Genomic DNA, 26,332 nt, shown 5'->3' with positions numbered 1-26,332 from the left:
CCTCCGGCTCCCGGCTAGCCCGCCAAAAAGGCAATCAGATCAATAGCGAAATACTTCGCCGCCACTGAATTGATGAATACAAACAACAGCACGACAGGCACAAAGGTGCGCAAAGAGAATGTCAGATAGCGGGCCAGCCCCGAACTGCTGAAACCCGCATCGCCAGAGCTTAGCTCGGCGGCAAAACCGTCACGCCAGCGATAGGCACAGATGATACAGGCAAAGAAACCAACCAGCGGCAGAATCACTTCAGAGAAGGTATCCGCAATCAGATCGAACAATGACTTGGGACCACCGCCATAGGGGATAAAATCCGTCAGCATCGGTGACATGCCGAATGACAGCGCCGCCAGCACGGCACACAGAGTCACCAGTGTTGCCTGCACTAGCACGGCCTTGCGACGTGAGAAATTCAACTCGTCAATCATGTAAGCAATCGGGATCTCCAGGATCGACACCAGAGAAGTTACGGCAGCAAAAAACACAAGTGCAAAAAACACCGTGGCCACCATGCTGGCGCCAAAGTAACCGACCGCATCCTGCATGGACAGGAATATCTGCGGCAGATAGGTAAAGATCAATCCCACGCTGCTGGTAGACAGATCATCCGGATCAGTGGCGGGATTGAAAGCAAAGATAGCTGGCAATATCAGCAGGCCTGCCATAAAGGCAACCGAGGTGTCAGCGATGGCAACCATCTTGCCTGAATTGGGGATATTATCCTCCCGGCTGAAATAGGAGCCGTAAGTAATCATGATACCCATGCCCAGAGACAGCGAGAAGAATGCCTGATTCAAAGCGGCATTGATCACCTGACCATTCAGGCGACTGAAGTCAGGCACCAGGTAGTACTGTACCCCGAGCATTGCATCATCGAGTGTCATGACAAAAAGTATAAGTCCCACCAGCATTAAGGCCAGAGTAGGCATCAGCACACGTGCGAGCCTCTCGATGCCTCCTTTGACACCGCCGAGCAGCACTCCGAACACGAGTATCTGAAGCAGTACAAACCAGGGGAAAATGCCTGGGGACCCAATCATTTCTCCAAATGCGGCATCGGTAGCGAGCTCCGACAGACCACCGGTCAGCGCACGAAACAGAAATATGAGAATCCATACTGTCACGACCGTGTAGAAAACGGCGATCATGAATGGAGTGACTATGGCCAGTTTTCCCGCCCAACGCCAGCCAGTGCTATTGTTGGTCAGGGCAGAAAATGCGCCAACCGGGTTTCGCCGTGTATGGCGCCCGATAGCGATTTCAGCCAGCAATACCGGGAAACAGATCAAGGCGACGAAGAGAATATAGACCATCAGGAAGACAGCACCGCCGTTTTTCGATGCCATGACCGGGAATGCAACCAGATTGCCCAGACCCACTGCCGAACCTGCTGCCGCCAGCACGAAACCCAGGCGTGAACTGAACTGACCCCGATCTATTGCCATGATGTGTCCTCTTGTTGTTGATCTGCGGATTTTAGGGAGTCTGCCCAGCAACCGCAAATATAGGCCGGCAATTTTAGCGAAGGCATGGAAATAAATGTATAATCCGCCGCCATGGCCAAAGCAAAGAAATCCAAAGTCCCCGATACTACCATTGTCCGCAATAAAAAGGCGCTCCACGACTATTTTGTGGAAGACACTTTTGAAGCCGGTATGGCACTGGAAGGCTGGGAAGTAAAAAGTCTGCGCGAGGGGAAAGTGCAGCTGGTGGACAGCTATGTCATTCTGAAAGATGGCGAGGCATCCATTATCGGCTGTCGCATTAACCCGCTGAACAGCGCCAGCACACATGTAGTTGCCGATCCGGATCGCACCCGCAAGCTGCTATTGCACAAGAAGGAGCTGGCACGGATGTTCTCCAGCGTGCAGCAGAAAGGCCACACCTGCATCGCCACCAAGCTTTACTGGAAGGGACACTTGGTCAAGTGTCAGGTAGCGCTGGCAAAAGGCAAGAAGGATCACGATAAGCGTGACACGATCAAGGATCGCGAATGGGCGATTCAGAAACAGCGTGTCGTTCGCCATCAGAACCGTTGAAGCCCGGACACTGATTAATCCATGAGAACCCAGCCCTTCAAGGTGGCGATATTTGACTGGGACGGCACCGTTGTCGACTCCGTCGAACACATCACTGACTGTCTGCATCACGCCGCCACTACCATTGGCTTTCCAGCGCTGGAGCGGGCCGCTTACCGTAACATCATCGGCCTGGGGCTTGTAGAGGCACTGAAACAGCTTTATCCCGGCATAACAGCTGAGCAGATGGGCAGCATGCGTGAGGCCTATAGCCGGCATTTTATGGCAACCTCTGCTGCAAATCAGCGCGTATTTCCCGGGATTACCGGCATTCTGGAAGCACTGCACAGCAGCAACCGCCTCTGCGCCATCGCCACCGGTAAAAGCCGCCGCGGACTCGATCTCGCTCTGCAGGCCAGCGGGCTGGCACACTGGTTTCACCTCAGTCGCTGTGCGGATGAAACACGCTCCAAACCGGATCCCGCAATGCTGCTGGAAATACTGGCACACTTCCAGATCGAGCCAGATGAGGCGGTCATGATCGGAGATACTGTCTACGACCTGGCCATGGCAGAGGCAATTGGTATGCCCGCCATCGGCGTGACCTGGGGCGTTCATGAGTCCGAAGCCCTGGCGGCGCACAAGCCCATCGCGATCACTGGCGACATGGCAGAGCTTCAGGCCCTGCTGCGCTGACAACCACCCACGGTGAAATAAATCAACGGGCTGACCTGTCTTATGTGATACACTGAAAGTCATTTCGGGGCTGATTTGGATTCGACGCCGGTATCAAAATCCGAGGTGCATGCCGAGAGGGTATAGACTCTCGTAAATCAATCTATGCAACTTCTATAGTTGCCAACGACGAAAACTACGCTCTCGCAGCCTAAATAGAGCCGCGAGCGATTGCCACCGGGATGCCTGTAAACCAGTGATCGCAATCGTCATATAGAACAGGATCGCTGTGGAGTGTGCCTGGCGCAAAGCAGCTAAAACTCACCAGGCTCGCCCAAACCGCCCTGCCCGTCGGGCCGGTACGGGTTAACTCAATAGACGACGCTAAGCATGTAGATCCGAGGACAGCGGACTGACGGACGCGGGTTCAACTCCCGCCAGCTCCACCAATTGAAAAGCAAAGGGGCGGTATCGCGAGATACCGCCCCTTTGCTTTTTCAACCCGGGATATGCGCGCTGTTGATCTCAATACGCCCGAGTCCACTCCCGCCACCCCAAAGTTTTGTAATCAGCGGTCGATATCAAAGGATAACTACAACAGGAACCTGTTGCGGAGACTATTGTGTTAAATATTGGCAACAACAAGCTGACCGGCGTTATCCTGGACCGAATAAACACTATCTGTGTAGACTCCAACCAGGAACAGGAACTGATCAATCAGCTTACAACTGTTTTTGCGAGCATCAAAAAGTCGTCCGACCGCGTCAACAAGGCAATGGCAGAGCTGGACGCAATAGGCTGACAACAGCGTAAATGTGGCTTACCTGGGCTGGTTTATTATCACCCATTGCTCATGTCAGGCGTTGAGCACCTCTTGCGTTGGCCCAGGCGGCACGGTCTTTTGCCTAGTCCTACGACACTGGCGCTTTCAGCCAGTCAGTATCTCGAATCTATCGTAATCTTGTGTTTGCCCGCAAACGGCGGCATAGTCGTGCGGGTGATTGATATTGGCAAATTGAACAGCATCGACCCCAGGTAATCGCACCTCGACTACAGGCTTATGTTCCAGCCAGCGGTGCACGGAGCGTCCCCCACTGTCCAGCCAGTCACGCAGATCAGCTCGCCAGTGCCCCGGATTCAACGCCAGGCACAAAGGCTGCCGCTGTGTGCCATCGTGCAACACCGCTATTGTGTCCGGTGAGCACAGGCTGCTCACCAGCTCTAGCGGCAGCAGCGCAGGCAGCAACGGCATATCACAGGGAACAATCACCAAGGGTATGTTGCCTGAGGCGACCGCCAAGATTGACTCAATGCCGCCCAGAGGCCCCACACGCTCCGGTCTCAGGTCAGCAACTACAATCCCCGGCATGCGCCCGTAGATGCTCAGGTTTCGGTTTGCGCTGATAATCACAGAAGTATCTGGCAAGCCGGGACAGCGAAATCGATCCGCAAGCATCTCGACAAATGTGACCTGACGCTCTAGCAGGCGCAGGCCGAGCAGACCTTTATCCTGCCCGCCCATTCGCTGCCCGGCGCCGCCACAAAGAATCGCCAGATCGTATCGGCCGTTGCCGTCAAACATTCAGAACCGTGCCTCTGCCATCAACCAGAACTTACTGGTGTCCCGGGCAAACTGCTCAGCCGTGTAGCGAGCGTATTTGGCTGTTAACGTGTAACGTGGACCTATAGCCCTGCCTAGCTGTATATTCCACTCTTTCCCGTAATCGAGGCCAGATACATCTGCCTGATAGTCATGATGATGCAACTGCAGAGCAAATCCTGCGACGACACCCGATACGCTGAACTGGTTATCCCGCATGCCGGCAGTGGGCGTCGTCAGAAATTTATCTGCCCAGCCCTGAAAAGCGTGCAGTGTCGCCAGTGGCGTCTGCATGGCAACGCCAGCACTGCTGTCCGCGCCCAGCGACTCATGCGCCCAGCCAATCCGCCATCCGGCATGTGTAAGCCCCAGGCCCGCATGATGGTAATTCACGTCAAAACTGGCCGGGTTATTGGCTGCATCCGTTTGCTGTGCAACTTCAGCTCTATAATCCAGCCGCAGATTCTCTCTGGCATCAAACGCCCCGCTGACGATCAGACCCGTGGTTGCAGAGGACAATGCAGCTGCATCGTCGAAATCCAGCGCGATATGATAAGCAGCCACATCAATAGCCGGGCTGACCGTCCAGCGTGCGTTCAGAATATGATGATCGCTGTCCAGCGATGCTGCCGGCACACCTGACTCGGGTCCAAAGATACGTTGAGTATCGTCAACCCAGGCGTAGTTGAGCTGCACCTGCTCAGCGGGTTTATAAGCAACATCAATGGCATCGTAGGTCTGTTCGTTCTGACGCCAGCCGACGCCACCAATCATTCGCTGATTTTCCCGCAGCAGGCGCTGTCGGCCTGCCGTCACGGTCAGCCGGTCACGTTCCAGTCGCAACGCAGCCTGATTAAGATCGGTCCCGTCCGGATCAACAATGACTGGTCGCATTATCATGCCATTACGAGTGTTGTTGAAGCTGTCGTCACCCAGATAACTGACATTGTCCACTTCCACCAATAGCGACAGGCTTTGCCAGCTTCCACTTCGATACGTCAGTCGGGTACGCAGCGTATTGGCCACTGCATCTCTGGGCAGAGCATCGTCGTCAACCTGTTCACTTCGCGCCCTGAATGAAATTGACGTGCTACCTTGCGCCAGCGCTTCGGCGACACTGTCTGAATCTGCAGCGCCTGCCAATGCTGGCGCTGTTGTCAGCATCATGGCAGCAGCGACGTTTCTGCCCAGTGCCATTTTGCTGCGAGACACTTGATGCGATGCCTGTTCAACGGCAGCCCTCGCTTGCTGGGCCAGGGTGATCACTTTGCCCACCACCAGCAGGCAGGGTGTCTGAAGATTGTGCTGTTTTGCCATTTGCTCGATTTCCTTAAGTTTGCAAGTAATAGTTCTCTGATGTGCGTAGCTTCCGTTCTCGATTAGCGCGGCCGGTGTATCGGGCGACATGCCATGAGAGCCAAGGTTCTTCTGAATTCGCTGCAGGGAACTCAGCCCCATGTAAAAGACAAGCGTGCGTTGCGGATCTGCAGCCAGCGAAGCCCAGTCGGTGTCATCCCCATCGTCACTGTGGTGAGCGGTCGTCAGGCAAACGCTATCGGCGACCTTACGCTGTGTCAGCGGAAAGCCCGATGCCGCTGCACAGGCAGCCGCAGCTGTGATTCCCGGCACGACATGTACGGGGATCCCCGCTGCGCGCAGAGTCAACATTTCCTCGCCGCCGCGACCGAAAATAAATGGATCACCGCCCTTTAGCCGGACCACTTTGCAACCACGGCGGGCATGCTTGACCAGCAGCGCCTCGATTTCGTGTTGGGGCACCCGATGAAAGCCCGGCCGTTTACCAACATCCAGCATGACGGCGTCATCGCGCGCCTCTTCTAATAACTGTGGCGAGACCAGACGATCATAGACCAACACGTCCGCCTCTCGGATCAGGCGTAAACCACGCACGCTGATCAGCTCCGGGTCGCCCGGGCCTGCGCCAACCAACCACACCTCACCTACCCTGTGAATATCACTCTGTACTAGTGACAACATACCGCCTCCTCGGCTTCAGCCGGCTGGTTCTCAGCCAATAATCTTTTGATCTCTGGTATGCAGGAACCACAATTGGTACCCGCCCGACAGCATGAGCCGACTTTTTCAACTTCGTCACAACCCGCATCAATCGCAGCCATAACAGTACTTTGATAAACGTTGTGGCAGCTGCAGACCAGGGGTCCGGCTTGTTGTGCAGACTGGTCGGCAGGAATACCCAGCAGTAGCGCCGGCATCGACATGCTCGTTGCAGCAGCGTCCTCTGCCAGCAGTGCGTCAAGCAACCAGGATTCGTCGATCTGTGGAGGCTGGGGGGCTTTGGCAAACCACAGCTGAGCACCGTTTTCACCAGTACCCAGCAATCGCAGGTGTTCGCCGTCATCATCCTCCACTTCCGTCCAGGCTGTGACATGCTCACCCCACAGTGTCCGGCACGTATTCATACTGACAGGTTCGGTGCCTGCCAGCGTTACCACCTGCCAGTCACCCATTTGTCGTCGGCTCCAGTACTGATTTTCCGGCAGTGGCAACGTCGTCCTCGCAATCAGCAAGGCGTGCCACTGAACATTGACAGCCTGCAGTTTCACCGCAATCTGCTTGAATGCCGGCTGCCCAGAATATGGATCGACGCGAGAAGGAGCCAGGGCACCCACTCGTGCCTTGCTGGCAAAACAATCATTCCAGTGGATAGGCATGAACACACAGCCAACCGCCTGACCTGGTTGGGGGCGAGCGCGGACAACACAGTGCCCATGGACGCTGGACACTTTTACAATTGTACCTTCAGCAATATTCAGCTCTGTCATATCCTTCGGGTTCAGCTCAACAAATGGCTCTGAGATATGTCGCTGCAGCCGGGAGCTGAGACCTGTGCGTGTCATCGTGTGCCATTGATCACGGATGCGGCCGGTGTTGAGCACGAACGGGAAATCGACATCAGTCACATCAAGCGTTGCCGGGATGTTGACCGGTACAACATTGGCGCGGCCATCGCGGGTAAAAAAGCGGCCATCAGCAAGCATTCTTGATGTGCCCTGCAGTTGTGTCAGAAAAACGCTTGCCTGGTGAGCAGGGACGGGCCACTGAATAGGTGTCAGCTGGTCGTACTCGGCATTGGACAGTGTGGCTAGCGCACCGATATCAAAATCGCGGCTGCCGTTGTTCTGATGACCGGACAGGGCTGCGTGCTCTCGAAAGATATCGGCTGCGCAGTGGTAATCGAAGGCGTGTCCATAGCCAAGCTTTTCGGCCACCCGACTGATAATCTGCCAGTCCGGCAAAGCCTGGCCAGACAATGGTAGAAAGGCGCGTTGTCGCGAGATACACCGTTCCGAGTTGGTGACGGTACCATTCTTTTCACCCCATGCGGCTGCAGGCAATTGAATGTGCGCCAGACGCAGCGTGTCTGTATCCGCAACACAGTCAGACACCACTACATGATCACATCCGGCAAGGGCGCGAATAATCGTGTCTGATTCGGGCAGGGACACGACCGGATTGGTTGCCATGATCCAGATAAATTTTATTTTGCCATCGGCGACTGCGCGGAACATGTCCACCGCTTTTAGTCCGGGTTTCTCTGGCAGTTTGTCGCTGCGCCAGAATTCACCTACCAGCGCGCGATGCTCTGTATTGTCAATGTCCATGTGCGCAGCGAGCATATTGGCAAGGCCGCCGACCTCGCGCCCACCCATGGCATTGGGCTGCCCAGTGATGGAGAACGGGCTGCTGCCAGGCTTTCCAACACGGCCCGTGACAAGGTGGCAGTAAAGAATCAGACTGGCCTGATCAACGCCATGCGCAGACTGATTAATGCCCTGGGAGAACACGGTTACTGTGGACTGCGTTTGCGCAAATTTCTGATAAAACGCCGCAAGCTCTTCAGCTGTCAAACCACAGCAGCCGGCTATCTCACCAAGGTTGCCACTGCGCGCCTGACTTGCAGCGATCATGTCATCCATGCCATTGGTATGCTGGTCAATGTACTGACGGTCTAGCGCATCATGAGTACCAAGATAGGCAAGCAAGCCATCAAACAGCCACACATCACTGCCAGGTGCAATCTGCAAATGCAGGTCAGCCTGTTCTGCTGTCACGGTGCGTCTTGGATCGATGACAACTATCGTCATTTCCGGACGTTGCTGTTTGGCCGCCATCAGTCGTTGAAAAACAACTGGGTGTGTCCATGCCATATTGGACCCGGTCAACACGACCAGGTCAGCCAGTTCCAGATCCTCATAGCATCCCGGCACTGTATCACTGCCGAATACCCGTTTATGCGCTGCCACCGCTGTCGACATACACAGACGACTGTTGGTATCAATATTGGCGGAGCCCAGAAAGCCTTTGATCAGCTTGTTGGCAACATAATAGTCTTCAGTCAACAATTGACCTGATACATAAAACGCAACCGATTCAGGCCCGTAACGCTTGAGTGTTTTTTCCAGCCGTTTGGCAACTTCGGAGGTCGCATGATCCCAACTGGCCAGCAGACCGTCTACTCGAGGCTGCAGCAGTCGGCTCTGCGATCCAAGAGTCTCTGCCAATGCGCTGCCTTTGACACACAGCCTGCCGCCGTTGGCCGGGTGCTGCGTGTCTCCAAGCAATTCACTGGATTTCGAATCCATTTGAAGACCGCATCCCACACCACAGTAGGGGCATGTCGTTCTGATACTGTTCATGAGGCAGCCCGGCTTGACGGCGCCAACAGCGTGGCAGGATTGGAATCAGCCTTGCACCCATCTTCGATCATACGCAGATAGTGACTGCTGTCTCCTATGTCTCCAAACATCACAGCCCCAACCAGCTGACTGCCACGCCACCAGAGACGTCGATAATGGCCAGTGCGACCATCACGCATTGCCATGCTGCGCAAGGGGGCACTGTTGTCCGGTGACGCCAGCATGCCAGCAGAGAAAACGTCCACACCGCTGACTTTTAAGCGTGTTGGCAGCGGCTGACGCTGGTAATGAGGGAGCACACTGGCATGGTTGTCGACATCAGGCGAGATTCTCTCAGTGCCAGTTGTCGCTTTATATAGCAGCACTGCGGAAAGAATGTCGGCCTGCTGATAGATTGGCGCTACCAGCCCAAACATTTCACTTTCAATCTGGCAACATTCACCCAGAGCGAATACACGCTCATCACTGGTCTGCAACCACTTATCAACGACTATTGCACGCTCTACTACCAGGTCCAACTGACGCGCCAGCGATACCTCCGGAATAATGCCCAGCGCCATGACGGCGGTAGTACACGGCAGGCGCCGGCCGTCAGCGAGTAACAATGCAGAGACAGTCTCACCCGTGGCGTCCGCCTCGAATCTCACGCAGTTTGCTTCTGGATTAAAACCGATTCCACGCTGCTGCAGCGTGCGCCGAAGCAATTCACCAGCTTCACCATCCAGTTGGCGATTCATTGGCCAGGATTCATTGTGCACGACAGTCACTTGCATGCCGCGAGCCTGCAGCGCACACGCCGCTTCCAGGCCAAGCAGACCGCCACCAACCACCACAGCATTTTTGTCAGATTCTGGATTGCCAGCGTCTCGCGAGCGGGCGATAAGCTGCTTTGCCTCCTGGAGCGTACGCAGCGTCATGACGCCATCAAGATCAGTACCGGGGATAGGTAAGCGTGCCGCACGCGAACCAGTTGCCAGAACCAGATAGTCCCAATTCAGTTTCCGTCCACTTTCAGTGGTGGCGCTCTGTGTGTCCAGTTCGATGCTACAGACTGCATCACCGGCGATCAGCTGTATATCATGTTGGCGATACCAGCTCCGGTCCTGCATGGCCAGTGCGGCTTCATCCGATTCTCCGGCAAGCAAGGATGACAGCAGGACGCGGTTGTAGCCGCCAAGCTTCTCGTCGCCAACGATGGTTATGGCAAATTGCCCCGGAGACTTTTCTTCAAGATCGCGGACCAGCCGGGTCGCGGCCATGCCATGTCCAACAATCAGCAGTCGCTTTCTGGATGAGACCAACATAACTACTCCCCGGCTGCGATCCAGACGCGTGAATCACGAACTGTCACAGCGAAGGTCTGCAACCTGACAGAACCATCTTCAAGACATTCTCCACTGCGCAGACAGAAGTGCTGCTTGTAGACTGGAGAAGCCACAACCAGCCGGCCTCCTATATCACCGACAATCCCGCGCGAAAGAACATTGGCGCCACTGAAAGGATCATGATTCTGAACCGCGAAGATTCCATCCCGCGTATTGAATATGGCAACCTGCGCCTTGCCCAGGCGTGCTGCAGCACCTGTGCCCGGGACTATCTGATCGATATCCGCGATATCAAACCAATCGCTGCGCTGCACGGCAGCCGCTTCCATTTGCTGACTCATCACACTACCTCCACGAGTTCTACCTTGTCTTTTTCCTCTGCCCGCGCGGGACGCTTTTGACCGCGCTCGCGCACATAAACGATCTGTTCATCGGGATTGTCGTCGTTCAGGAATGGCCGGAAGCGTTGTAGCGCCACCGGATCTTCGATAGTTCGTTTCCATTCGCACACGTAGGTATCAATGACACCCTGCATTTGTGCCTCCAGTTCAGCGGCTATGCCAAGCGAATCATTGATGATGACGTCCTGCAGGTACTCGAGCCCGCCCTCGAGGTTGTCGCGCCATATTGACGTGCGCTGCAGGCGATCCGCGGTGCGAATGTAAAACATCAGGAAGCGGTCGATGTATCGAATCAGTGTCTCGTCGTCGAGGTCACTTGCAAACAGCTCGGCGTGCCGGGGCCGCATGCCGCCATTTCCACAAACGTAAAGATTCCAGCCTTTTTCCGTCGCAATGACGCCAACATCTTTACTCTGGGCCTCGGCGCACTCCCGTGTACAACCGGAAACTGCCATCTTCAGTTTGTGCGGTGATCGCAGTCCGCGATATCTTTCCTCAACGTAGATGGCCATGCTGACAGAGTCCTGTACGCCGTACCGGCACCAGGTTGATCCGACACAGGACTTCACTGTTCGCAGCGCTTTACCGTACGCGTGGCCCGATTCGAAACCAGCGTCGACCAGATCACGCCATATAAGTGGCAGCTGCTCTACACGTGCACCAAACAGGTCAACACGCTGACCGCCGGTAATTTTTGTATACAGGTCATATTTCTGTGCGACCTGTCCCAGTACGAGTAACTTCTCCGGGGTAATCTCACCACCAGGAATTCTAGGTACGACAGAGTAGCTGCCGTCTTTCTGAAGGTTGGCCAGGAAGTTGTCATTGGTATCCTGCAGACCAACGTGTTTAGGGTCGAGGACGTAGTCGTTCCAGCATGATGCGAGAATGGACGCCACTGCTGGCTTGCAGATGTCGCAACCGCGGCCGGTACCGTGACTTTCAAGCAGCTCATCGAAACTGCGGATCTTGTTCACTCTCACCAGATGGTAGAGACCCTGCCGACTGTAAGCAAAATGCTCGCAGATGTGATCATTGACCTCGACACCACGACGCTTCAGTTCGGCGTCGAGAACCTGTTTGACCAGTGTGGCACAGCCACCGCAGGTCGCTGACGCTCGTGTTTCGGTTTTTAACGCGCCGATTGTCATACAGCCACTTTCTATTGCCTGACACAGGGCGCCTTTCGACACATTATTGCAGCTACAGATCTGGGCCTGCGCCGGCAGGGCATCCACACCCAACACAGGCTTGTTGTCCGAAGGCAGTATCAGGCTGACGGGAGACTCAGGCAAATCAAGTCCATTCAGGGCGTATTGCAGCAACATGTCATAGTCACTGGTATCACCTACCAGCACGGCACCCAACAGGCGGGTAGCGTCCTGGTTGATAACCAGTTTTTTGTAGAAGCCCTTGATGCTGTCTTCAACAACGCACACCCGACTCCCTTCGGTATTACCGTGAGCATCACCGATAGATCCCACTTCTACGCCTAGCAGTTTTAACTTTGTGCTCATGTCGGCGCCACTGAAAGGCTCGCCCTGGTCGCACAGATGGCCGGCAAGTTTGCGTGCCATGTCGTAACCGGGTGCTACCAGACCAAATATGCGAGACTGCCAGAGCGCCACTTCGCCGATGGCAAAAATGGCAGGATCGGATGTCATACAGTGATCATCGATGACAACACCACCGCGATCGCCTATGGTCAGGCCACAGTCTCTTGCCAGTTTGTCCTGAGGACGTATACCGGCTGAAAAGACAACCATATCGGTCTCCAGCTCACCATCAGCAAACACCAGCCGATGCCGGGCCTTATCACCCGCCTCGATACGCTGAGTAGCCTTCGACGTGTGAACATTCACACCGAGTGCTTCAATTTTCTCTCGCAACAACTGACCACCCCGGGCATCCAGCTGCACCGCCATCAGTTGTGGTGCAAATTCAATTACATCGGTCGTCAGGCCCAGGTCTTTCAATGCCTTGGCTGCCTCAAGCCCGAGCAGGCCACCGCCGATGACTACCCCTCGACGACAGCCTTCGGCAGCCGCCTTGATCTGGCGCAGATCTTCCAGTGTGCGGTAAACGAAACAGGCTTCACGGTCGTGCCCTGGGATTGGCGGAACAAAGGGATAGGAACCGCTTGCCAGGACCAGTACATCATAGTCAACGACAGTTCCTTTGTTTCCAGAGACCTTGCGTTCAGCCCGGTCGATCGTTGCTGCCGCTTCGCCAATGATCAGGCGAACACCGTGGCGCTCAAAAAAGGCCAGGTCTGTCAGCGCAAGATCCTCATCAGTGGCGCCGCTGAACCAGCTGCTGAGCTGGACTCGATCATAGGCTGGACACGGCTCTTCACAGAAAACAGTAATCTGAAAATCCTGATCCATGGCGACCAGCTCTTCCAGGAAGCGCTGCCCTACCATGCCATTACCGATCACTACCAGCTGTTTCGTTTGCATCTCTATTCCCCTGCGCTCGTGCGGGCCATTCGATTTTCTGTAAGCCAGAAAACAAAAAAGGCGCTCATCACACGAATGTTCGTGTCATGAGCGCCTTTGCCCGGTGTACTTTTGTCTGCAGTATCTGCTCGCCGTTGAGCAGGACTGATTAAATGAATCCTGCTATGACGCCAGCAATTCCTGTGCCAGATGTTTTGACTACATCAGATCGAGAGTCTCAATTGCCGGAAAATCCTGTGTATAAAGGATCAAATCCTGCCCTTGTCCTTTTGTACTGACTATTCCTGGTTTGCAAAAATCACATTTCCCCAGTCCACTGATGCTTGATTTTTGTGCATGACGCACCAAAAGAATGCGGATTCCTGCCGAATTAGAGACACATACCGGGTCACTGAATTGCAGCCCAATTCCGGATCAAGTTTCCGCCTGGACAATGAGTTAAGTGTGATACCCGTAGTCTTGCCATGGCTCTGGCACACTTCCTGCATTGCCCTTCCTGACATTTGTCGGTAGTCCAATGAAGGGCCAGCCGATCCGATAACGGGCAATGGCGCCCACAGACGCAAGGCACTTAAAACGCCTGACGACTGTGGGCGCTTTTTTATTTATAGCGAGGGGGTTTACCGTGAAGCAGCAAGGAAAACCAGCACAAATTCTGAACCGATTCATCAAAAGTATACGCGCAGTTACATTGTTACTGGGTTCACTGACAGCTGGTGCAGGGACAGCAAGTATTGCTCACGCTGAAACTGGCTGGCCAGAAAAAGCAGAGCTTACTATTGGCTTTATCAAACTGACCGACATGGCACCCCTGGCAATTGCCTATGAGAAATTCTACTTCGAGGACGAAGGTTTATATGTCACTCTCGAGCCACAGGCAAACTGGCGTGTGCTGCTGGATGGCTTGATTGACGGGCGCCTGGATGCAGCCCACATGCTCGCCGGGCAGCCACTTGCAGCGACAATCGGCTATGGCACTCAGGCAAACATCATCACACCGCTTAGCCTGGACCTGAATGGCAACGCCATCACAGTTTCCAACGACATCTGGTCAAAGATGCTGCCACATCTGGAAACCGAGAATGGTGAGGTCAAGCGACCAGTCTCAGCCAGCGCGTTGCGTCCGGTAGTCGACCATTACCGCCAGCAGGGAATGCCCTTCAATATGGGCATGGTATTTCCGGTATCGACGCACAATTATGAATTGCGCTACTGGCTGGCGGCAGCCGGCATTCACCCAGGCTTCTATGCTCCACATAAAGGCGATACCGCTGGAACACTAAGTGCCGAGGTTCTGCTCTCAGTGACACCACCGCCGCAGATGCCTGCCACTCTGGACGCGGGCACGATCCTGGGTTACAGCGTTGGCGAGCCATGGAACCAGCAGGCTATCTACCGCGGAATCGGTGTACCGGTAGTCACCGACTACGAAATCTGGAAGAACAACCCGGAAAAAGTGCTCGGCATGACAGAGGAGTTCGCACGTGAAAATCCGAACACCGCCGTCAGACTGGTAAAGGCGCTGCTACGCGCTGGCAAATGGCTTGATGCGGAGAATAATGCAAACCGGGAAGAGGCCGCTCAAATTCTGTCTCGCAGTGAATATGTAGGGGCCGACTATGAGGTCATCGCAAACTCCATGACTGGCACCTTTGAGTATCAAAAGGACGAGGTTCGATCAGTCCCGGACTTCAACGTATTCTTCCGACATCATGCGACCTATCCCTATTACTCGGATGCGATCTGGTATCTCACCCAGATGCGTCGCTGGGGTCAGATCAGCGAACCCAAAAGTGATGAGTGGTACTTTGAAACTGCAGCAAAAGTCTATCGGCCTGACATCTATCAACAGGCCGCTGAAGACCTGATCAACGAGGGCATTCTGAGCCTTGAAGATTTTCCTGACTTCTCCACCGAGTCCGGTTACAGACCCACTCAGGACGAATTTATAGATGGTATCCCCTACGACGGTAAACAGCCGAATGCGTATCTGCAGTCACTGTCCATCGGATTGAAAGACGAAATATTGTAAGAGGTAGTAACGATGTTGCAACGAGCCCGAGTAATGACCAGCGAACTTCTCAACCGCATGTCTGGCGTCGACATGTCGGCATTGCTCAGGTCGTGGACGCTGACCGTATTTGGCATCATTGCCTTTGTCCTGCTTTGGGAGCTGGGCGCCAGCCGTATCGATACGGCACTGGGTAAATTCCCGGGTCCTCAGCAGGTATGGAGCCAGACCCAGAGTCTGTATGATGATCATGTGCGAGAACAGGAGCGGCGCCAGGACTTTTATGAGCGACAGGACCAGCGCAACGCCGAACGCCTGGCAGCCAACCCGGATGCAGAGGTTCAGTTCCGCGACTACACAGGCAGACCCACGTTCCTGGATCAGGTAAAAACCAGTCTGATCACCGTCGCATTCGGATTCACACTTGCCATGCTGGTAGCGATACCACTTGGCATCGTCTGTGGCCTCAGCAATACCATGTACAGTGTCGTCAACCCGGTGGTGCAGGTATTCAAACCAGTGTCTCCACTGGCCTGGCTGCCGCTGGTTACCATGGTTGTCAGCGCCCTGTACGTTACGGAAAGCCCGCTGGTCAGCAAGGCATTTCTGACCTCCGCCATTACTGTTGCCCTCTGTTGCCTCTGGCCTACGGTCATAAATACAACTGTTGGTGTCGCCAGCGTAGACAAGGACCTGATCAACGTCAGTCGGGTCATACAGTTACCGGCACTTCAGCACGTGCGAAAGATCGTTTTGCCATCAGCCATTCCGATGATCTTTACCGGCATGCGTCTGTCACTGGCGACTGGCTGGATGGTGCTGATCGCGGCAGAAATGCTGGCACAAAGCCCAGGGCTGGGTAAGTTTATCTGGGATGAGTTCCAGAACGGCAGCTCGGACTCACTTGGAAGAATTATGGTGGCCGTGCTCGCGATCGGCCTGATCGGATTTCTGTTGGACAAACTGATGCTGCTGTTGCAGCGCCGCATGAGCTGGGACAAAACCACGGCATTGCGGTAGAGCATCACAAAAAAAGGATAGGAGAGACTCATGAGAAGTTATCTGGAACTCAGCAACGTAAGTATCGAATTCACCTCCAAGAACAGTACATTTCGTGCTCTGGATAAAGTCAATCTGCATGTCAACAAGGGTGAATTCGTATCCTTGATTGGCCACTCCGGTTGTGGCAAATCGACGGTCCTGAATATTGTGGCTGGTCTTTATCAGGCAACTGAAGGCGGTGTCATTCTGGAGGGCAAAGAGATTGATGCGCCAGGGCCCGATCGCGCGGTGGTATTTCAGAACCATGCGCTGTTGCCGTGGCTGACGGTCTATCAAAACGTTGAACTTGCTGTTGCACAGGTATTCAAGGGGAAGCGCAGCCCATCGGAGATTCGGGACTGGATCTTACACAACCTTGACCTGGTTCATATGACACATGCCATGGACAAGTATCCGCACGAAATCTCCGGCGGTATGAAGCAAAGGGTTGGCATCGCACGTGGACTTGCCATGGAACCCAAAGTATTGCTGATGGATGAACCATTTGGTGCCCTCGACGCGCTTACACGCGCTCACTTGCAGGACGAGGTCATGCGCATTCATGCCAGCCTCAACAACACCGTCATCATGATCACCCATGACGTCGATGAGGCCGTGCTGCTCTCGGATAAAATCGTCATGATGACGGTTGGTCCAAACGCGCGTATTGGCAATATTCTGGATGTAGCGCTGCCCAGACCACGTGATCGTCTGGCCATGGCCAACGACACGCAATACAACCACTATCGCCAGGAAGTACTCAAGTTTCTGTATGGCGGCCACAGCCAGCAGGAACTTGCAGCCTGACCAGCCTTAAGTGGCCGGCAGCGCTGGCCAATACTTTGGCAGCTTGACCGCCGGGCACGGTTACGGCTGCAGAATGTCGGCCATCTCTATCACTGAACGTGCCACATCTGTCAGGCGACGGCTCTGGTTCATCGCGGCCTGGCGCAGCGCCCGGTAAGCTTCATCTTCATTCAGCCCTCGATGCTTCATAAGAATCAGCTTGGCGCGTTCGAGCACTTTGCGCTCCTCCAACGCCGATTTGGCTGCATCCAGCTCGGCTCCCATCTCCTGCAGGCGCCGCGCCTGAAATTGCAGCAACTCCATCATTGAGCGTCCCACAGGAGGTTGTTCAGTAACTGAGCTATTGGCGTCTGCCGCGCTGACCGGCACCAGAAAAACGGTATTATCAGGGCCAGCCTGCCTATCCAGCTCTTCGAGCGCAAGCTGATTGCAGCCCAAGAGCTGCCTGGCCTCAGAGAGTTGCACCTGGCACAACTGTTTCAATGCCAACTGAAGTTTCTGTTCAATGTCATGCATGGCATCAATGCGCTCGGTGGCTATCCGAAACCATCGATCAGCCAGCGACTCATCACCAAGACTGCCACCGCGGGCGGCAAGCGCTCGCAGGCCCTTTAACTCAGGAATAATGGCTGCGCTTCCAAGCTCAGACCATAGGCGCAATGAACGCTCATCGGCAAATTGGGCAAAGACTTCAAAGCAGCGCTCCTGGGATTCAACCAGGTGTTGCAGCCGGCTTACCTGATCTGCGGTGAACTGGCGGGCTGCGAAACCAGCCGAGCCGACAGCTCGCTCCTGACCAGCCAGCTCCTTGCCCTGCATGAAATTGAACAGAGCGACCAGGCCTCGCGTAATTGCAGGATCGGACGCGGCATCTGCTGTTTCAAACACAACCCCCAGCAATGATTGAATCACCTGCGAATACGCGTCTGTCACTTTATTCAGCGCAAGCTTTCGCGACAGCACCTGGTCACGCAGCACTGCAATACCGGTCAACAGGTGCACTGCACTGGCTATCCGGCTAAACAGGCGTGCGCCGCCCGGAAACACGCCCAGCTCAGCGTTGGCGCGGCTAAGTGTCAGGTGAAAACTGCCTGTTTCACTGTCAACCTGCTTCTGAATGACCTGCAAACGGTCCTGGTAGTCCTGACCGCCTGAAGCCAGATACACATTCGATGCACCGCGCTCTCTCTGCAAAGCATGCACCAGCGCACCGATAGCTGACACGAGTTCGCCCAGCGCAAGAAAACTTGTCAATCCCTGTATTTCGCACCGTTTGGAGGCAACCAGAAAATCTGCCGCACTCATAGCCAATATCCTTTAGCTTACTTGCTTACCACATCAGGTCATCAGGAATCGGGTAATCCTTGTAAGGATCGTCATCATCCGCACCGTCCGTTGCTTTGTCGGCTCTGAAAATAACCGCATCCGCGAAACGCTCGGCTATCTTGTCCGCTATTGTCGCTGGCACGATAACATAGCGTGTGCCGTCACTGCAGATTGCCAGCATACCGGCAGCCAGTTGGTCCTGCTGCTTCTGGCTGACATAGATCTGTTTGATTTTACTGGTGTTAGGATCCGTGAAATTAAACCGGACGTCACCATCTGTCTTGATACCGCTGTGCTCCAGCATCTGTTTAACCTGCGCCCGCATGGCCTTTTGTCGTTCGGCCTCGACTCGCTGCAGGTTTAACTGTCTGTCGCGCTCGGCTTTCTCCGCACGTTGCTGCTCAATACGAAGCTGTGTGTCATTTGGAGTCGCAACGCCCTTTTTCTGTTTTGGCTGTTTGTTCTGTTGACGCTGCTCTTTCTGCGCCTGCTTGACTTTTTTCTGATCAACCAGGCCGGCTTTCAAAAGTTGGTCGGCGAGTGATTTTGGCATACTAATCGTTCTCTTAGCGTTCCGTTTATGACGTTTATAGCGTTTTCCCCGGGCAAAAACCGGTTTTGAGAAGCCGGGATTGTCGCCATCACCATTATCAGTTCATAATGTGATGACTACCTCGTTGATAGTCTCGTTTATCATGCCCAAGCTGCAACGTCTGCTTGCTATTCTATTCAGCATTATATGCCTGATCACGGTCTTTATCACCGTCAGCGCCGCATCAAAGGCGCGCGAGGAGCGCACCAACCACGCGCTGGCAAGTGATGCCTATCAACGTATTCTGCAGATTGAAAACCTGGTGACAGCCCTGTTCGAGGCCGAATCCAGCCAGCGAGCGCTGCTGGTGACTCAAGACAATGTCTATTTCCTGGAGCATCAAAGTCGGCGGCAAGTGGTCGAGTCCTTACTTGCGCCCTTTCAGACCAACAGTACATCAGGCAATGACAGCACGGCGCAGGAACTGGTATCCCTGACGAATGAGCGCCTGGCGTTGATGGATCGTATCAGTCAGACCCTGCAGTCTAGTGGTGTCGCGGCCGCCGCAGAAAGTCTGCATGCTTACGAAGGTAAGTTTTTGATGGACCAGATCGTTGCCGTAGCTGCGGAACTGACAGCCAATGAGCGGGACGGGCTGCAGGCACGCAGTGCTCTCTCCAGTGACCATACAGATCAGCTTACATGGCTTTTAGCATCAGTGGCTGCTCTGAATCTCATTCTGCTCTCAGGTGCATTTCTGGCGATCAGCAATACGCTTCGCAAAAACTCAACGCTGATGTTCAAAGCGAAAAGCACAACTGATGATATTTCCCATATAAATCAGCTCAGTAGCAGCCTGCAATCATGCAATTCGCTGCCTGAGAGCGTACCGGTACTGCAACACTATTTGCTGCGGCTGTTTCCTTCCAGCAGTGGCGGGATCTATCTGCTTCGTGCATCGCGTAATCTGCTGCAATTATCAGCCTCCTGGGGTGACATCACCGGCTTGCCGGATCCGATCGAACCAAATGACTGCTGGGCACTGCGACTTGGTAAATCACACATCATGCCGGATCGCGGTTCGGCGCTGCCCTGCCCCCACCATGAGTCTGACGCCTCCAGCATCTGCATTCCCTTGCTGGCACAAAGTGACATTGTAGGCCTGTTGACCCTGCGGTTTGAAAACGCCCGATTGCTTGTGGAGTCACAGGTTCGCGCCGAACTGGTCGCAACACATACCAGTGCGGCACTGGCCAGTATTATCCTGCGCGAGGCGCTCCAGCAACAGAGCATCCGTGACCCGCTAACCGGACTTTTCAATCGGCGTTATCTGGAAATCACGCTGGAAAGGGAGCTGACGCGAGCCGAACGCAGTAAAGCCTCACTCAGTATCATGATGCTGGATGTCGACCACTTTAAGTCCTTTAACGATCAGTTTGGCCACCAGGCAGGTGACCATGTACTAAAAGAATTTGGTCAGGTTTTGCGCAAACAGGTCCGGGGGGAGGACATCCCATGCCGCTATGGCGGTGAGGAATTTCTGGTCGCTATGCCCAACACTTCGGCCGACGAGGCCAAAATGCGTGCCGAGGAAATACGACAGCAACTGACAAACCTGTCACTGGCTTTCCAGGGACAGCCGCTGCCCCGCATCACAATTTCAGTCGGTGTCGCAGCATACCCGATGCACGCGAGCGATCGTGATGCGTTAATACACATTGCCGACAATGCGCTGTACAGTGCCAAAAAACAGGGTAGAGACCGGGTAGTGGTTGGCTGATTGACGATCACTTTAACCGGTACTATTGATGATCGACCTGATTGTTGGTGAGTTCTCTGATATGCGGTGCCAACAACTTATTTCGCGCCCAGTTGTAGGCAATAAGGTTTACCACTATAAACACTGGCAGACTCCACTCCACATAGACTAACAACGGATATGTAATCCAGGAAGGCTCCCAATATCCAGCAACGATCCGTGGCAACAGGTAAAAGAGTATGAAATTCGTGATCAAGCAAATTGGGATGAGCAAGTGAAAAAGGGTACTCCTCGGACCTCTTGAAGCGCGGCGAACCGCCTGCTGGAGCAGATAAGGATCCAGTTTTTCTCTTGGCCGGAGCGGCCATGCTTTTCTCAGAAAACTATTCACTTTCCACATCACCGCTCCGGTCTGCTGTTGGCGAAAACTATCTGCTGGAGAGATCCACGTCAGCTGGCCATATGGCAGGACATTCCGTCATCCCGGTACGCCCCTCCTGGAGACGTTGCCAGTGAATAACCAATTGACGCTGTCATCCCAAGTGTAAAACCGGCAACCGCTCCCACTATACCGCCCACGGGACCCGCGACTGTCAAACCTACTGCCATACTGGTGATTCCCGAAGAAAACGCTATAGCAACATCCATTGGGTCGATTAGCTCTCCACCGCCCACCATTCCAACCTCCTGCACACTTAACTCTCTCATCACACTTACTCCCTGTGTATTAATGAAGCCTGCAATAGTGGTATAGACTAGCCAGCAGCACATTGCCCAAAAAAAATCACAACTCAGGCCAAGACAATGCCAAATCTGCTTCCGACATCTGCGCTGTTCCTGCTACTGACAACCAGCACCCTGGTCGTCGCCCAGCCGTCCGACAACACTGATTTTGACCTACAGGCCCACCGCGGCGGTCTGGGGCTGGTGACCGAAAGCACGCTGCAGGCTTTTGCTAATGCGCTTGAGCTGGGTGTCAGCACGCTCGAGCTGGATACTCAGGTAACGGCCGACGGTTATGTGGTTGTCACTCATGATCGTCAGGTGCTGCCACACCGATGCCTGGATACTGCCCCTGCCACAGCTGACGATCCGCAGTTTCCATACGTAGGCAAATACATCAACGACCTGAGCTGGTCTCAGGTCAGAACACTGGATTGTGGCTCACAGCGGGCATCTGCCCATGCCAGTCAACAGACGGTGCCTGGTGCGCGGCTGGTTCTGCTCAGCGAAGTCTTCGATCTGGTCAAGCGTCATCGCGCCTTCGATGTCATGTTGAACATCGAGACCAAGGTCGAGGCTGGTGCACCTGAGGAAACAGCGCCACGTGAGGTCTTCGTGCAGGCAGTCATTGACCAGATCTACGAGCACGATATGCAGCACCAGGTCAGCATCCAGAGTTTTGACTGGGGCGCCCTGATGCATGTGCGTGAGTTGGCTCCTGAGTTGCCCATTATTGCACTGTCCAATGAGCAGTCCTTCCTGCAGTGCGGTATGCCCGGCGCCTCGCCGTGGACTGGCGGCATCGACATGGACGATTTTGACTGCAATCTGCCCGCCGCTGCCGCGTCGTTTGGCGCTGATGCAATCTCTCCTGTGCACGGGCACCCGCAGGATGCCAGCGTGACTGAAGCCAACTACCAGCCTTTCACTACGCCGGAGATGGTCACGCAGGCGCAAACGCTGGGAATAAGAGTGATCCCATGGACCATCAATGACACGGCCACCATGGCACATCTGATAAGCATTGGCGTTGACGGCATCATCACTGATTACCCCGATCGTTTGCGCACCATCCTGGCCACTGAAAATCTTCCACTTCCTGCACCACAGGCGGCTGTTGAACCAGAAACCAGCGACCTTGGCGAGCAATCCATTCTGAGCCTGCAACAACAGATGGCAACTGGCACGCTCAGCGCGGAACAGCTTACCCGGCACATGCTGGGCAGAATCAGTCGGTACGATGATCAGGGACCGGCGCTGAACACAGTCATCACACTGAACCCGGACGCTGTTGCGCAGGCCCGGCTACTGGACGAAGAACGTCAGTTCAGTGGACCGCGCAGCCTGCTGCACGGAATACCGGTTTTCTTGAAGGACAACTACAACACAACGGATATGCCAACGACCGGCGCATCGCGCGCACTGGCTGACTTTACGCCCAGTGCGGAGGCCACGCAGGTCAGGCTGCTGCGGGAAGCGGGCGCGGTGATACTGGGCAAAACCAATCTGCATGAGTTTGCCTACGGCATTACTTCCATCAGCTCGCTGGGAGGACAGTCACGCAACCCTTACGATCCATCAAGAGTGCCAGGTGGCTCCAGCGGCGGCTCGGCTGCGGCTGTGGCTGCCGGTTTCGCCACCATCGCAACCGCATCGGATACCTGTGGCTCAATCCGTATCCCTGCGGCCTTTAACAATCTGGCAGGGCTTCGTCCGAGCAAAGGCCTGAGCAGCATTTACGGCATCATGCCGCTGGCCAGTACGCCTGATGTTGGTGGTCCGCTGGCTCGCCATATCGAAGATCTGGCCATCGTATTGGATCTGACCACGGGTTACGATCCGCTAGATGAGGCAACCACGGTCATGCTGAGCCGCAGTCGTCAGCAGTTCCAGCGTCACCTGCAGACAGCAGATATCGAGGGGCTGCGTGTTGGCCGTCTGAGCAATTATATGGATAGCGCGACTCCCGAAGTTGCACGGATGATGGCGCAGGCTTTCAGCGAGTTTGACCGACTAGGTGCGGAGATAATTGATATTTCGATTGAAGGCATGTCTGCCCTGATCAGTGCCTCAGGCTTGATTGGTCACGAATTCGAAGCTGACCTGAACCACTACCTCCAGACCTTTGGCAGTGTGCGCTACCCGACCTTGCAAAGCATTGTGGACAGTGGCCTGTATCATGAAGCCGTCGCCACCCTGCTGCAACGAAGCGCCGCCGGCGAACAGGACCCGGAAGCCTACCGCCAGGCTCTGGCAGCTCGTCAGCCCTTACAGGCGGCCATTGATTCCGTGATGGCAATGCATGAACTGGACGTGATTGCCTACCCACCCATTGGCGCACTGCCAGTGCTGACAGGTGAGAGCCAGCCAGGCAACAACTGCAGCCTCAGCGCCAATGCGGGCTACCCGGCACTTTCTGTGCCGGTCGGATTTTCTGCGGATGGCCTGCCGATGGGAATCGAGCTGCTGGGCGGCTATATGAGCGATGTACGTCTGCTGTCGATTGGCCACGCCATCGAGCAGGCGTGGCCACAGCGCCGCGCGCCAACATTAGACCAGTGACAACTGAATATTGAATGTCGTGCCGAGGCTTTCATCCGAGGTGACGGACATATGGCCCCGATGATGCTCAGTAACAATAAAGTACGGATACGAGAGGCGCTGTTCAACCGGGCACGCCTCTGCGCCATCGGCGGACGCGAAGAAGGGCTCAAAAATGCAAACCTGAGCCTGCTCGCTCAGCACCTGTCCTTTGTGCTCTATCTTGATCCATATCGAATCAAAAAACTTGCCGATACCGATCTTGATCTGAGGGCGCTGCCCCTCCGCCAGTGAGTCGGTTTTCAGCGCATAGAAGGCACTGCGCAGCACACGCAGGAAGACCTGCTGCAACTCATTTGGATAACAGGCAATTTCCGGTACGTCACTGCCATAGTCGCGTCGAATATCGACATCTGTAAAGTCCAGCCCGTCAACGTCTACCAGTAGTTTTGATGCCAGTTCTATGCTGCGTTCGACGATATCAGGGATCGCAGCGGTCTGTTTGACATCACGGTGACCACGCGACAGATCCAGCAGGTTCTGGACGATAGTATTGGCCTGCCGTGCACTCTGACCAACGACATCAACTTCGCGCAACAGGAAGGTTTTTACATCGCCCAGGTCGCTGCTATCAAGGCGCTCGCGCGAGCGGTCCACGCGCTGCAGTATGGCGTCAATCGGCCTGCTGATATCGTAGGCCATTGCCGATGCAAGTTCTCCCAGTGCCGAGAGCTTGTCCCGCTCGGCAACTTTGTTTTCGGCGTTCACCTGCTTGGTGACGTCGGAAATCAGGATCACGATGCCCGTCTCGTCATTGTGCTTGAGACGGTACAGCGTAATGTCATAGGTGTACTGGCCGCGCTGGCTGTGCTTGAGCTGCAGTGTCTCGCCACGCTCAAGCACGTCATTGACCTGTTCTTCCGTCAGGGTGATTCCAGGATAGGCCTGCCACAGGTTTTCACCCACCACATCCGCGTAGGGCCGGCCAGTAAACTCTTCTGCCGTTTTATTCCATTGGGTGACTTTGAGCTTGTCATTGATACCAACCAGCATCACCGGCATCGAGTTGACGATGCTGGCGATGTAGGCTTCTCGCTTGCGAAGCTGTTCGGCAGTTTCCTGCAACACCTGGGTGCGCTGCGCAACCCGCTCCTCGAGCGTGGCCTTGATCTCGGTCAGCGCCCGGTTGGAGCGTCGCGCCCTCAGGTGAGCTCGAATCAAAAACCCCATGACAATCAAGAGGATGATGATCAGCAGGCTGGCACTGGTGTTGGCAATGTATTGCCAGTTGGTGCGCCCGTCCTCATAGCGAAATACCGCGAAGATATCAGCGTATGCGCTGACACTGACGCTCAACAATGCAAATAGGCCCAGTACCCGCTTCATGCAATCATTCCTACCAATCATGCAGACTTGAAAGGCGCAGATTATATCACGTATGTACGTCAGCGCTCAGCGCCCACCAAGTACGGCATCAATATCAGCAGCGTCATGACGTTCACGCAGCTGGTTTTCCTCTTTGCCCCAGGTTGTATTTACGATACGTCCGCGTCGCACGGCTGGTCGTTCAGCGATCTCATTGGCCCAACGCAATACGTGTGTATAGGAGTGTGCCTCCAGGAACTCGGCAGCATTGTAGACTTTGTTAAGCACCAAAGCGCCATACCAGGGCCAGATGGCAATATCAGCAATGGTATAGCTGTCACCTGCAATAAAGCGATTGTCTTTCAACTGGCGATTGAGGACATCCAACTGTCTTTTGATCTCCATCGTGAAACGATCAATCGGATACTGCCACTGCTCGGGAGCGTAGCAGTAAAAATGTCCGAATCCTCCACCCAGATAAGGCGCGGACCCCATCTGCCAGAACAGCCAGTTAAGCGTTTCGGTCCGTGCAGCCGGCTCTGAGGGCAATAATTCACCAAACTTTTCCGCCAGATAGAGCAGGATGGAACCTGACTCAAAAACGCGCTGTGCGGGCTGTGCACTGGTGTCCAGCAACGCCGGTATTTTGGAGTTTGGGTTAATCCCCACAAACCCGCTGCCGAACTGATCTCCCTCGGTGATGTTGATCAGAAAGGCGTCATATTCCGCGCCAGCATGGCCCAGTGCCAACAGCTCCTCCAGCATGATCGTTGCTTTGACGCCATTGGGTGTACCCAGCGAGTACAGCTGCAACGGATGTTTACCAATTGGCAATGGTTTTTCATGTGTCGCGCCGGCTATTGGCCGGTTGATGCTGGTGAACCGGCCGCCACTCTGTTTGTCCCATTTCCATACAGCTGGTGGCGTGTAACTTGCCGGGTTGTTTTTAGATGGCATAACAGACTCCTTACTTTTTCCCTAACCGGATTACAACAGTGTATGCGTTGTAAAACAATCACTGATGAATACATAACGTTACGCACCGGTTTTCAGCCTGGACTGGACAATTG

Annotated in this window: 20 protein-coding genes and 1 other RNA gene; 9 read left to right on the top strand and 12 right to left on the bottom strand. The window is 54.7% G+C overall.

The window, feature by feature from the left end:
* Positions 1 to 14 precede the first annotated feature (14 nt).
* The gene (locus tag QGM61_RS09535; protein WP_281132808.1) at positions 15 to 1,445 is read right to left on the bottom strand and encodes a sodium-dependent transporter; all 1,431 of its coding nucleotides are present in this window, start codon (positions 1,443 to 1,445) and stop codon (positions 15 to 17) included.
* A gap of 111 nt (positions 1,446 to 1,556) precedes the next feature.
* On the opposite strand from QGM61_RS09535, the gene smpB reads away from it, so the two are divergent.
* The 4 genes from smpB (at position 1,557) to QGM61_RS09515 (ending at position 3,495) form a co-directional block, all read left to right on the top strand.
* Positions 1,557 to 2,039 (top strand): SsrA-binding protein SmpB, encoded by a 483-nt coding sequence (smpB, locus tag QGM61_RS09530; protein WP_237132005.1) that lies wholly within the window; start codon positions 1,557 to 1,559, stop codon positions 2,037 to 2,039.
* Positions 2,040 to 2,060: 21 nt separating this feature from the next.
* Positions 2,061 to 2,714 carry an HAD family hydrolase gene (locus tag QGM61_RS09525; RefSeq protein WP_237132006.1) on the top strand — a complete coding sequence of 218 codons (654 nt, stop codon included), beginning with the start codon at positions 2,061 to 2,063 and terminating at the stop codon, positions 2,712 to 2,714.
* Between the two features lie 66 nt (positions 2,715 to 2,780).
* Positions 2,781 to 3,142: a transfer-messenger RNA gene (gene ssrA / locus QGM61_RS09520) on the top strand.
* A gap of 173 nt (positions 3,143 to 3,315) precedes the next feature.
* On the top strand, positions 3,316 to 3,495 hold the full coding sequence (locus QGM61_RS09515) for a hypothetical protein (RefSeq protein ID WP_281132807.1): 180 nt from the start codon (positions 3,316 to 3,318) through the stop codon (positions 3,493 to 3,495).
* A 126-nt stretch (positions 3,496 to 3,621) separates the two neighbouring features.
* Here QGM61_RS09515 and QGM61_RS09510 read toward each other — a convergent pair whose 3' ends face one another.
* Genes QGM61_RS09510 through nirB form a run of 6 tightly spaced genes read right to left on the bottom strand, consistent with a single transcriptional unit; the run spans position 3,622 to position 13,157 of the window.
* Entirely contained in the window at positions 3,622 to 4,275 is a 654-nt protein-coding gene (locus tag QGM61_RS09510) for a molybdenum cofactor guanylyltransferase (protein ID WP_281132806.1), read from the bottom strand.
* The gene (cobA, locus tag QGM61_RS09505) at positions 4,276 to 6,291 is read right to left on the bottom strand and encodes a uroporphyrinogen-III C-methyltransferase (RefSeq protein ID WP_281132805.1); all 2,016 of its coding nucleotides are present in this window, start codon (positions 6,289 to 6,291) and stop codon (positions 4,276 to 4,278) included.
* Positions 6,279 to 8,972 carry a nitrate reductase gene (locus QGM61_RS09500; protein WP_281132804.1) on the bottom strand — a complete coding sequence of 898 codons (2,694 nt, stop codon included), beginning with the start codon at positions 8,970 to 8,972 and terminating at the stop codon, positions 6,279 to 6,281. The genes cobA and QGM61_RS09500 overlap by 13 nt, the downstream gene beginning before the upstream one ends.
* Entirely contained in the window at positions 8,969 to 10,276 is a 1,308-nt protein-coding gene (locus tag QGM61_RS09495; protein ID WP_281132803.1) for an NAD(P)/FAD-dependent oxidoreductase, read from the bottom strand. Before QGM61_RS09495 ends, QGM61_RS09500 begins: the two co-directional genes overlap by 4 nt.
* A gap of 2 nt (positions 10,277 to 10,278) precedes the next feature.
* Positions 10,279 to 10,638 carry a nitrite reductase small subunit NirD gene (gene nirD / locus QGM61_RS09490; RefSeq protein ID WP_237132011.1) on the bottom strand — a complete coding sequence of 120 codons (360 nt, stop codon included), beginning with the start codon at positions 10,636 to 10,638 and terminating at the stop codon, positions 10,279 to 10,281.
* Positions 10,638 to 13,157 carry a nitrite reductase large subunit NirB gene (gene nirB, locus QGM61_RS09485; RefSeq protein ID WP_237132012.1) on the bottom strand — a complete coding sequence of 840 codons (2,520 nt, stop codon included), beginning with the start codon at positions 13,155 to 13,157 and terminating at the stop codon, positions 10,638 to 10,640. The genes nirD and nirB overlap by 1 nt, the downstream gene beginning before the upstream one ends.
* Before the next feature lie 625 nt (positions 13,158 to 13,782).
* Between nirB and QGM61_RS09480 the strand changes: the two genes are divergently transcribed.
* The 3 genes from QGM61_RS09480 to QGM61_RS09470 are packed head-to-tail and all read left to right on the top strand — an operon-like array spanning position 13,783 to position 17,016.
* Positions 13,783 to 15,189: a CmpA/NrtA family ABC transporter substrate-binding protein gene (locus QGM61_RS09480; RefSeq protein ID WP_317622172.1), complete on the top strand. Its 1,407-nt coding sequence runs from the start codon at positions 13,783 to 13,785 to the stop codon at positions 15,187 to 15,189.
* A gap of 33 nt (positions 15,190 to 15,222) precedes the next feature.
* Positions 15,223 to 16,188, top strand: coding sequence for an ABC transporter permease (locus QGM61_RS09475; protein ID WP_317622171.1), 966 nt, complete (start codon positions 15,223 to 15,225; stop codon positions 16,186 to 16,188).
* Positions 16,189 to 16,218: 30 nt separating this feature from the next.
* Positions 16,219 to 17,016 carry an ABC transporter ATP-binding protein gene (locus tag QGM61_RS09470; RefSeq protein WP_281132802.1) on the top strand — a complete coding sequence of 266 codons (798 nt, stop codon included), beginning with the start codon at positions 16,219 to 16,221 and terminating at the stop codon, positions 17,014 to 17,016.
* A 60-nt stretch (positions 17,017 to 17,076) separates the two neighbouring features.
* On the opposite strand, the gene QGM61_RS09465 is transcribed toward QGM61_RS09470, so the two are convergent.
* Together QGM61_RS09465 and QGM61_RS09460 are read right to left on the bottom strand one after the other, a co-directional pair.
* Positions 17,077 to 18,321, bottom strand: coding sequence for a nitrate regulatory protein (locus QGM61_RS09465; protein WP_281132801.1), 1,245 nt, complete (start codon positions 18,319 to 18,321; stop codon positions 17,077 to 17,079).
* Positions 18,322 to 18,346: 25 nt separating this feature from the next.
* The gene (locus QGM61_RS09460) at positions 18,347 to 18,895 is read right to left on the bottom strand and encodes a DUF2058 domain-containing protein (RefSeq protein WP_237132015.1); all 549 of its coding nucleotides are present in this window, start codon (positions 18,893 to 18,895) and stop codon (positions 18,347 to 18,349) included.
* Positions 18,896 to 19,007: 112 nt separating this feature from the next.
* Here QGM61_RS09460 and QGM61_RS09455 point away from each other — a divergent pair, with 112 nt between their 5' ends.
* The gene (locus QGM61_RS09455) at positions 19,008 to 20,654 is read left to right on the top strand and encodes a diguanylate cyclase (protein WP_281132800.1); all 1,647 of its coding nucleotides are present in this window, start codon (positions 19,008 to 19,010) and stop codon (positions 20,652 to 20,654) included.
* A gap of 429 nt (positions 20,655 to 21,083) precedes the next feature.
* Here the strand turns inward: QGM61_RS09455 and QGM61_RS09450 are convergent, their stop codons facing one another.
* Entirely contained in the window at positions 21,084 to 21,341 is a 258-nt protein-coding gene (locus QGM61_RS09450) for a hypothetical protein (RefSeq protein WP_281132799.1), read from the bottom strand.
* A gap of 96 nt (positions 21,342 to 21,437) precedes the next feature.
* On the opposite strand from QGM61_RS09450, the gene QGM61_RS15275 reads away from it, so the two are divergent.
* The gene (locus tag QGM61_RS15275; protein ID WP_317622170.1) at positions 21,438 to 23,918 is read left to right on the top strand and encodes an amidase family protein; all 2,481 of its coding nucleotides are present in this window, start codon (positions 21,438 to 21,440) and stop codon (positions 23,916 to 23,918) included.
* On the opposite strand, the gene QGM61_RS09435 is transcribed toward QGM61_RS15275, so the two are convergent.
* Together QGM61_RS09435 and yghU are read right to left on the bottom strand one after the other, a co-directional pair.
* Positions 23,907 to 25,283: a PAS domain-containing protein gene (locus tag QGM61_RS09435; protein ID WP_281132798.1), complete on the bottom strand. Its 1,377-nt coding sequence runs from the start codon at positions 25,281 to 25,283 to the stop codon at positions 23,907 to 23,909. The two genes, QGM61_RS15275 and QGM61_RS09435, sit on opposite strands and share 12 nt — an antisense overlap.
* Positions 25,284 to 25,349: 66 nt before the next feature.
* Positions 25,350 to 26,219 (bottom strand): glutathione-dependent disulfide-bond oxidoreductase, encoded by an 870-nt coding sequence (gene yghU / locus QGM61_RS09430; protein ID WP_281132797.1) that lies wholly within the window; start codon positions 26,217 to 26,219, stop codon positions 25,350 to 25,352.
* Between the last annotated feature and the right edge of the window lie 113 nt (positions 26,220 to 26,332).

Origin of the sequence: Pseudohongiella sp. SYSU M77423 (assembly GCF_029911965.1) — a bacterium.
Taxonomy (GTDB): Bacteria; Pseudomonadota; Gammaproteobacteria; order Pseudomonadales; family Pseudohongiellaceae; genus Pseudohongiella.
This window is presented reverse-complemented; position numbering and strand designations above follow the sequence as displayed.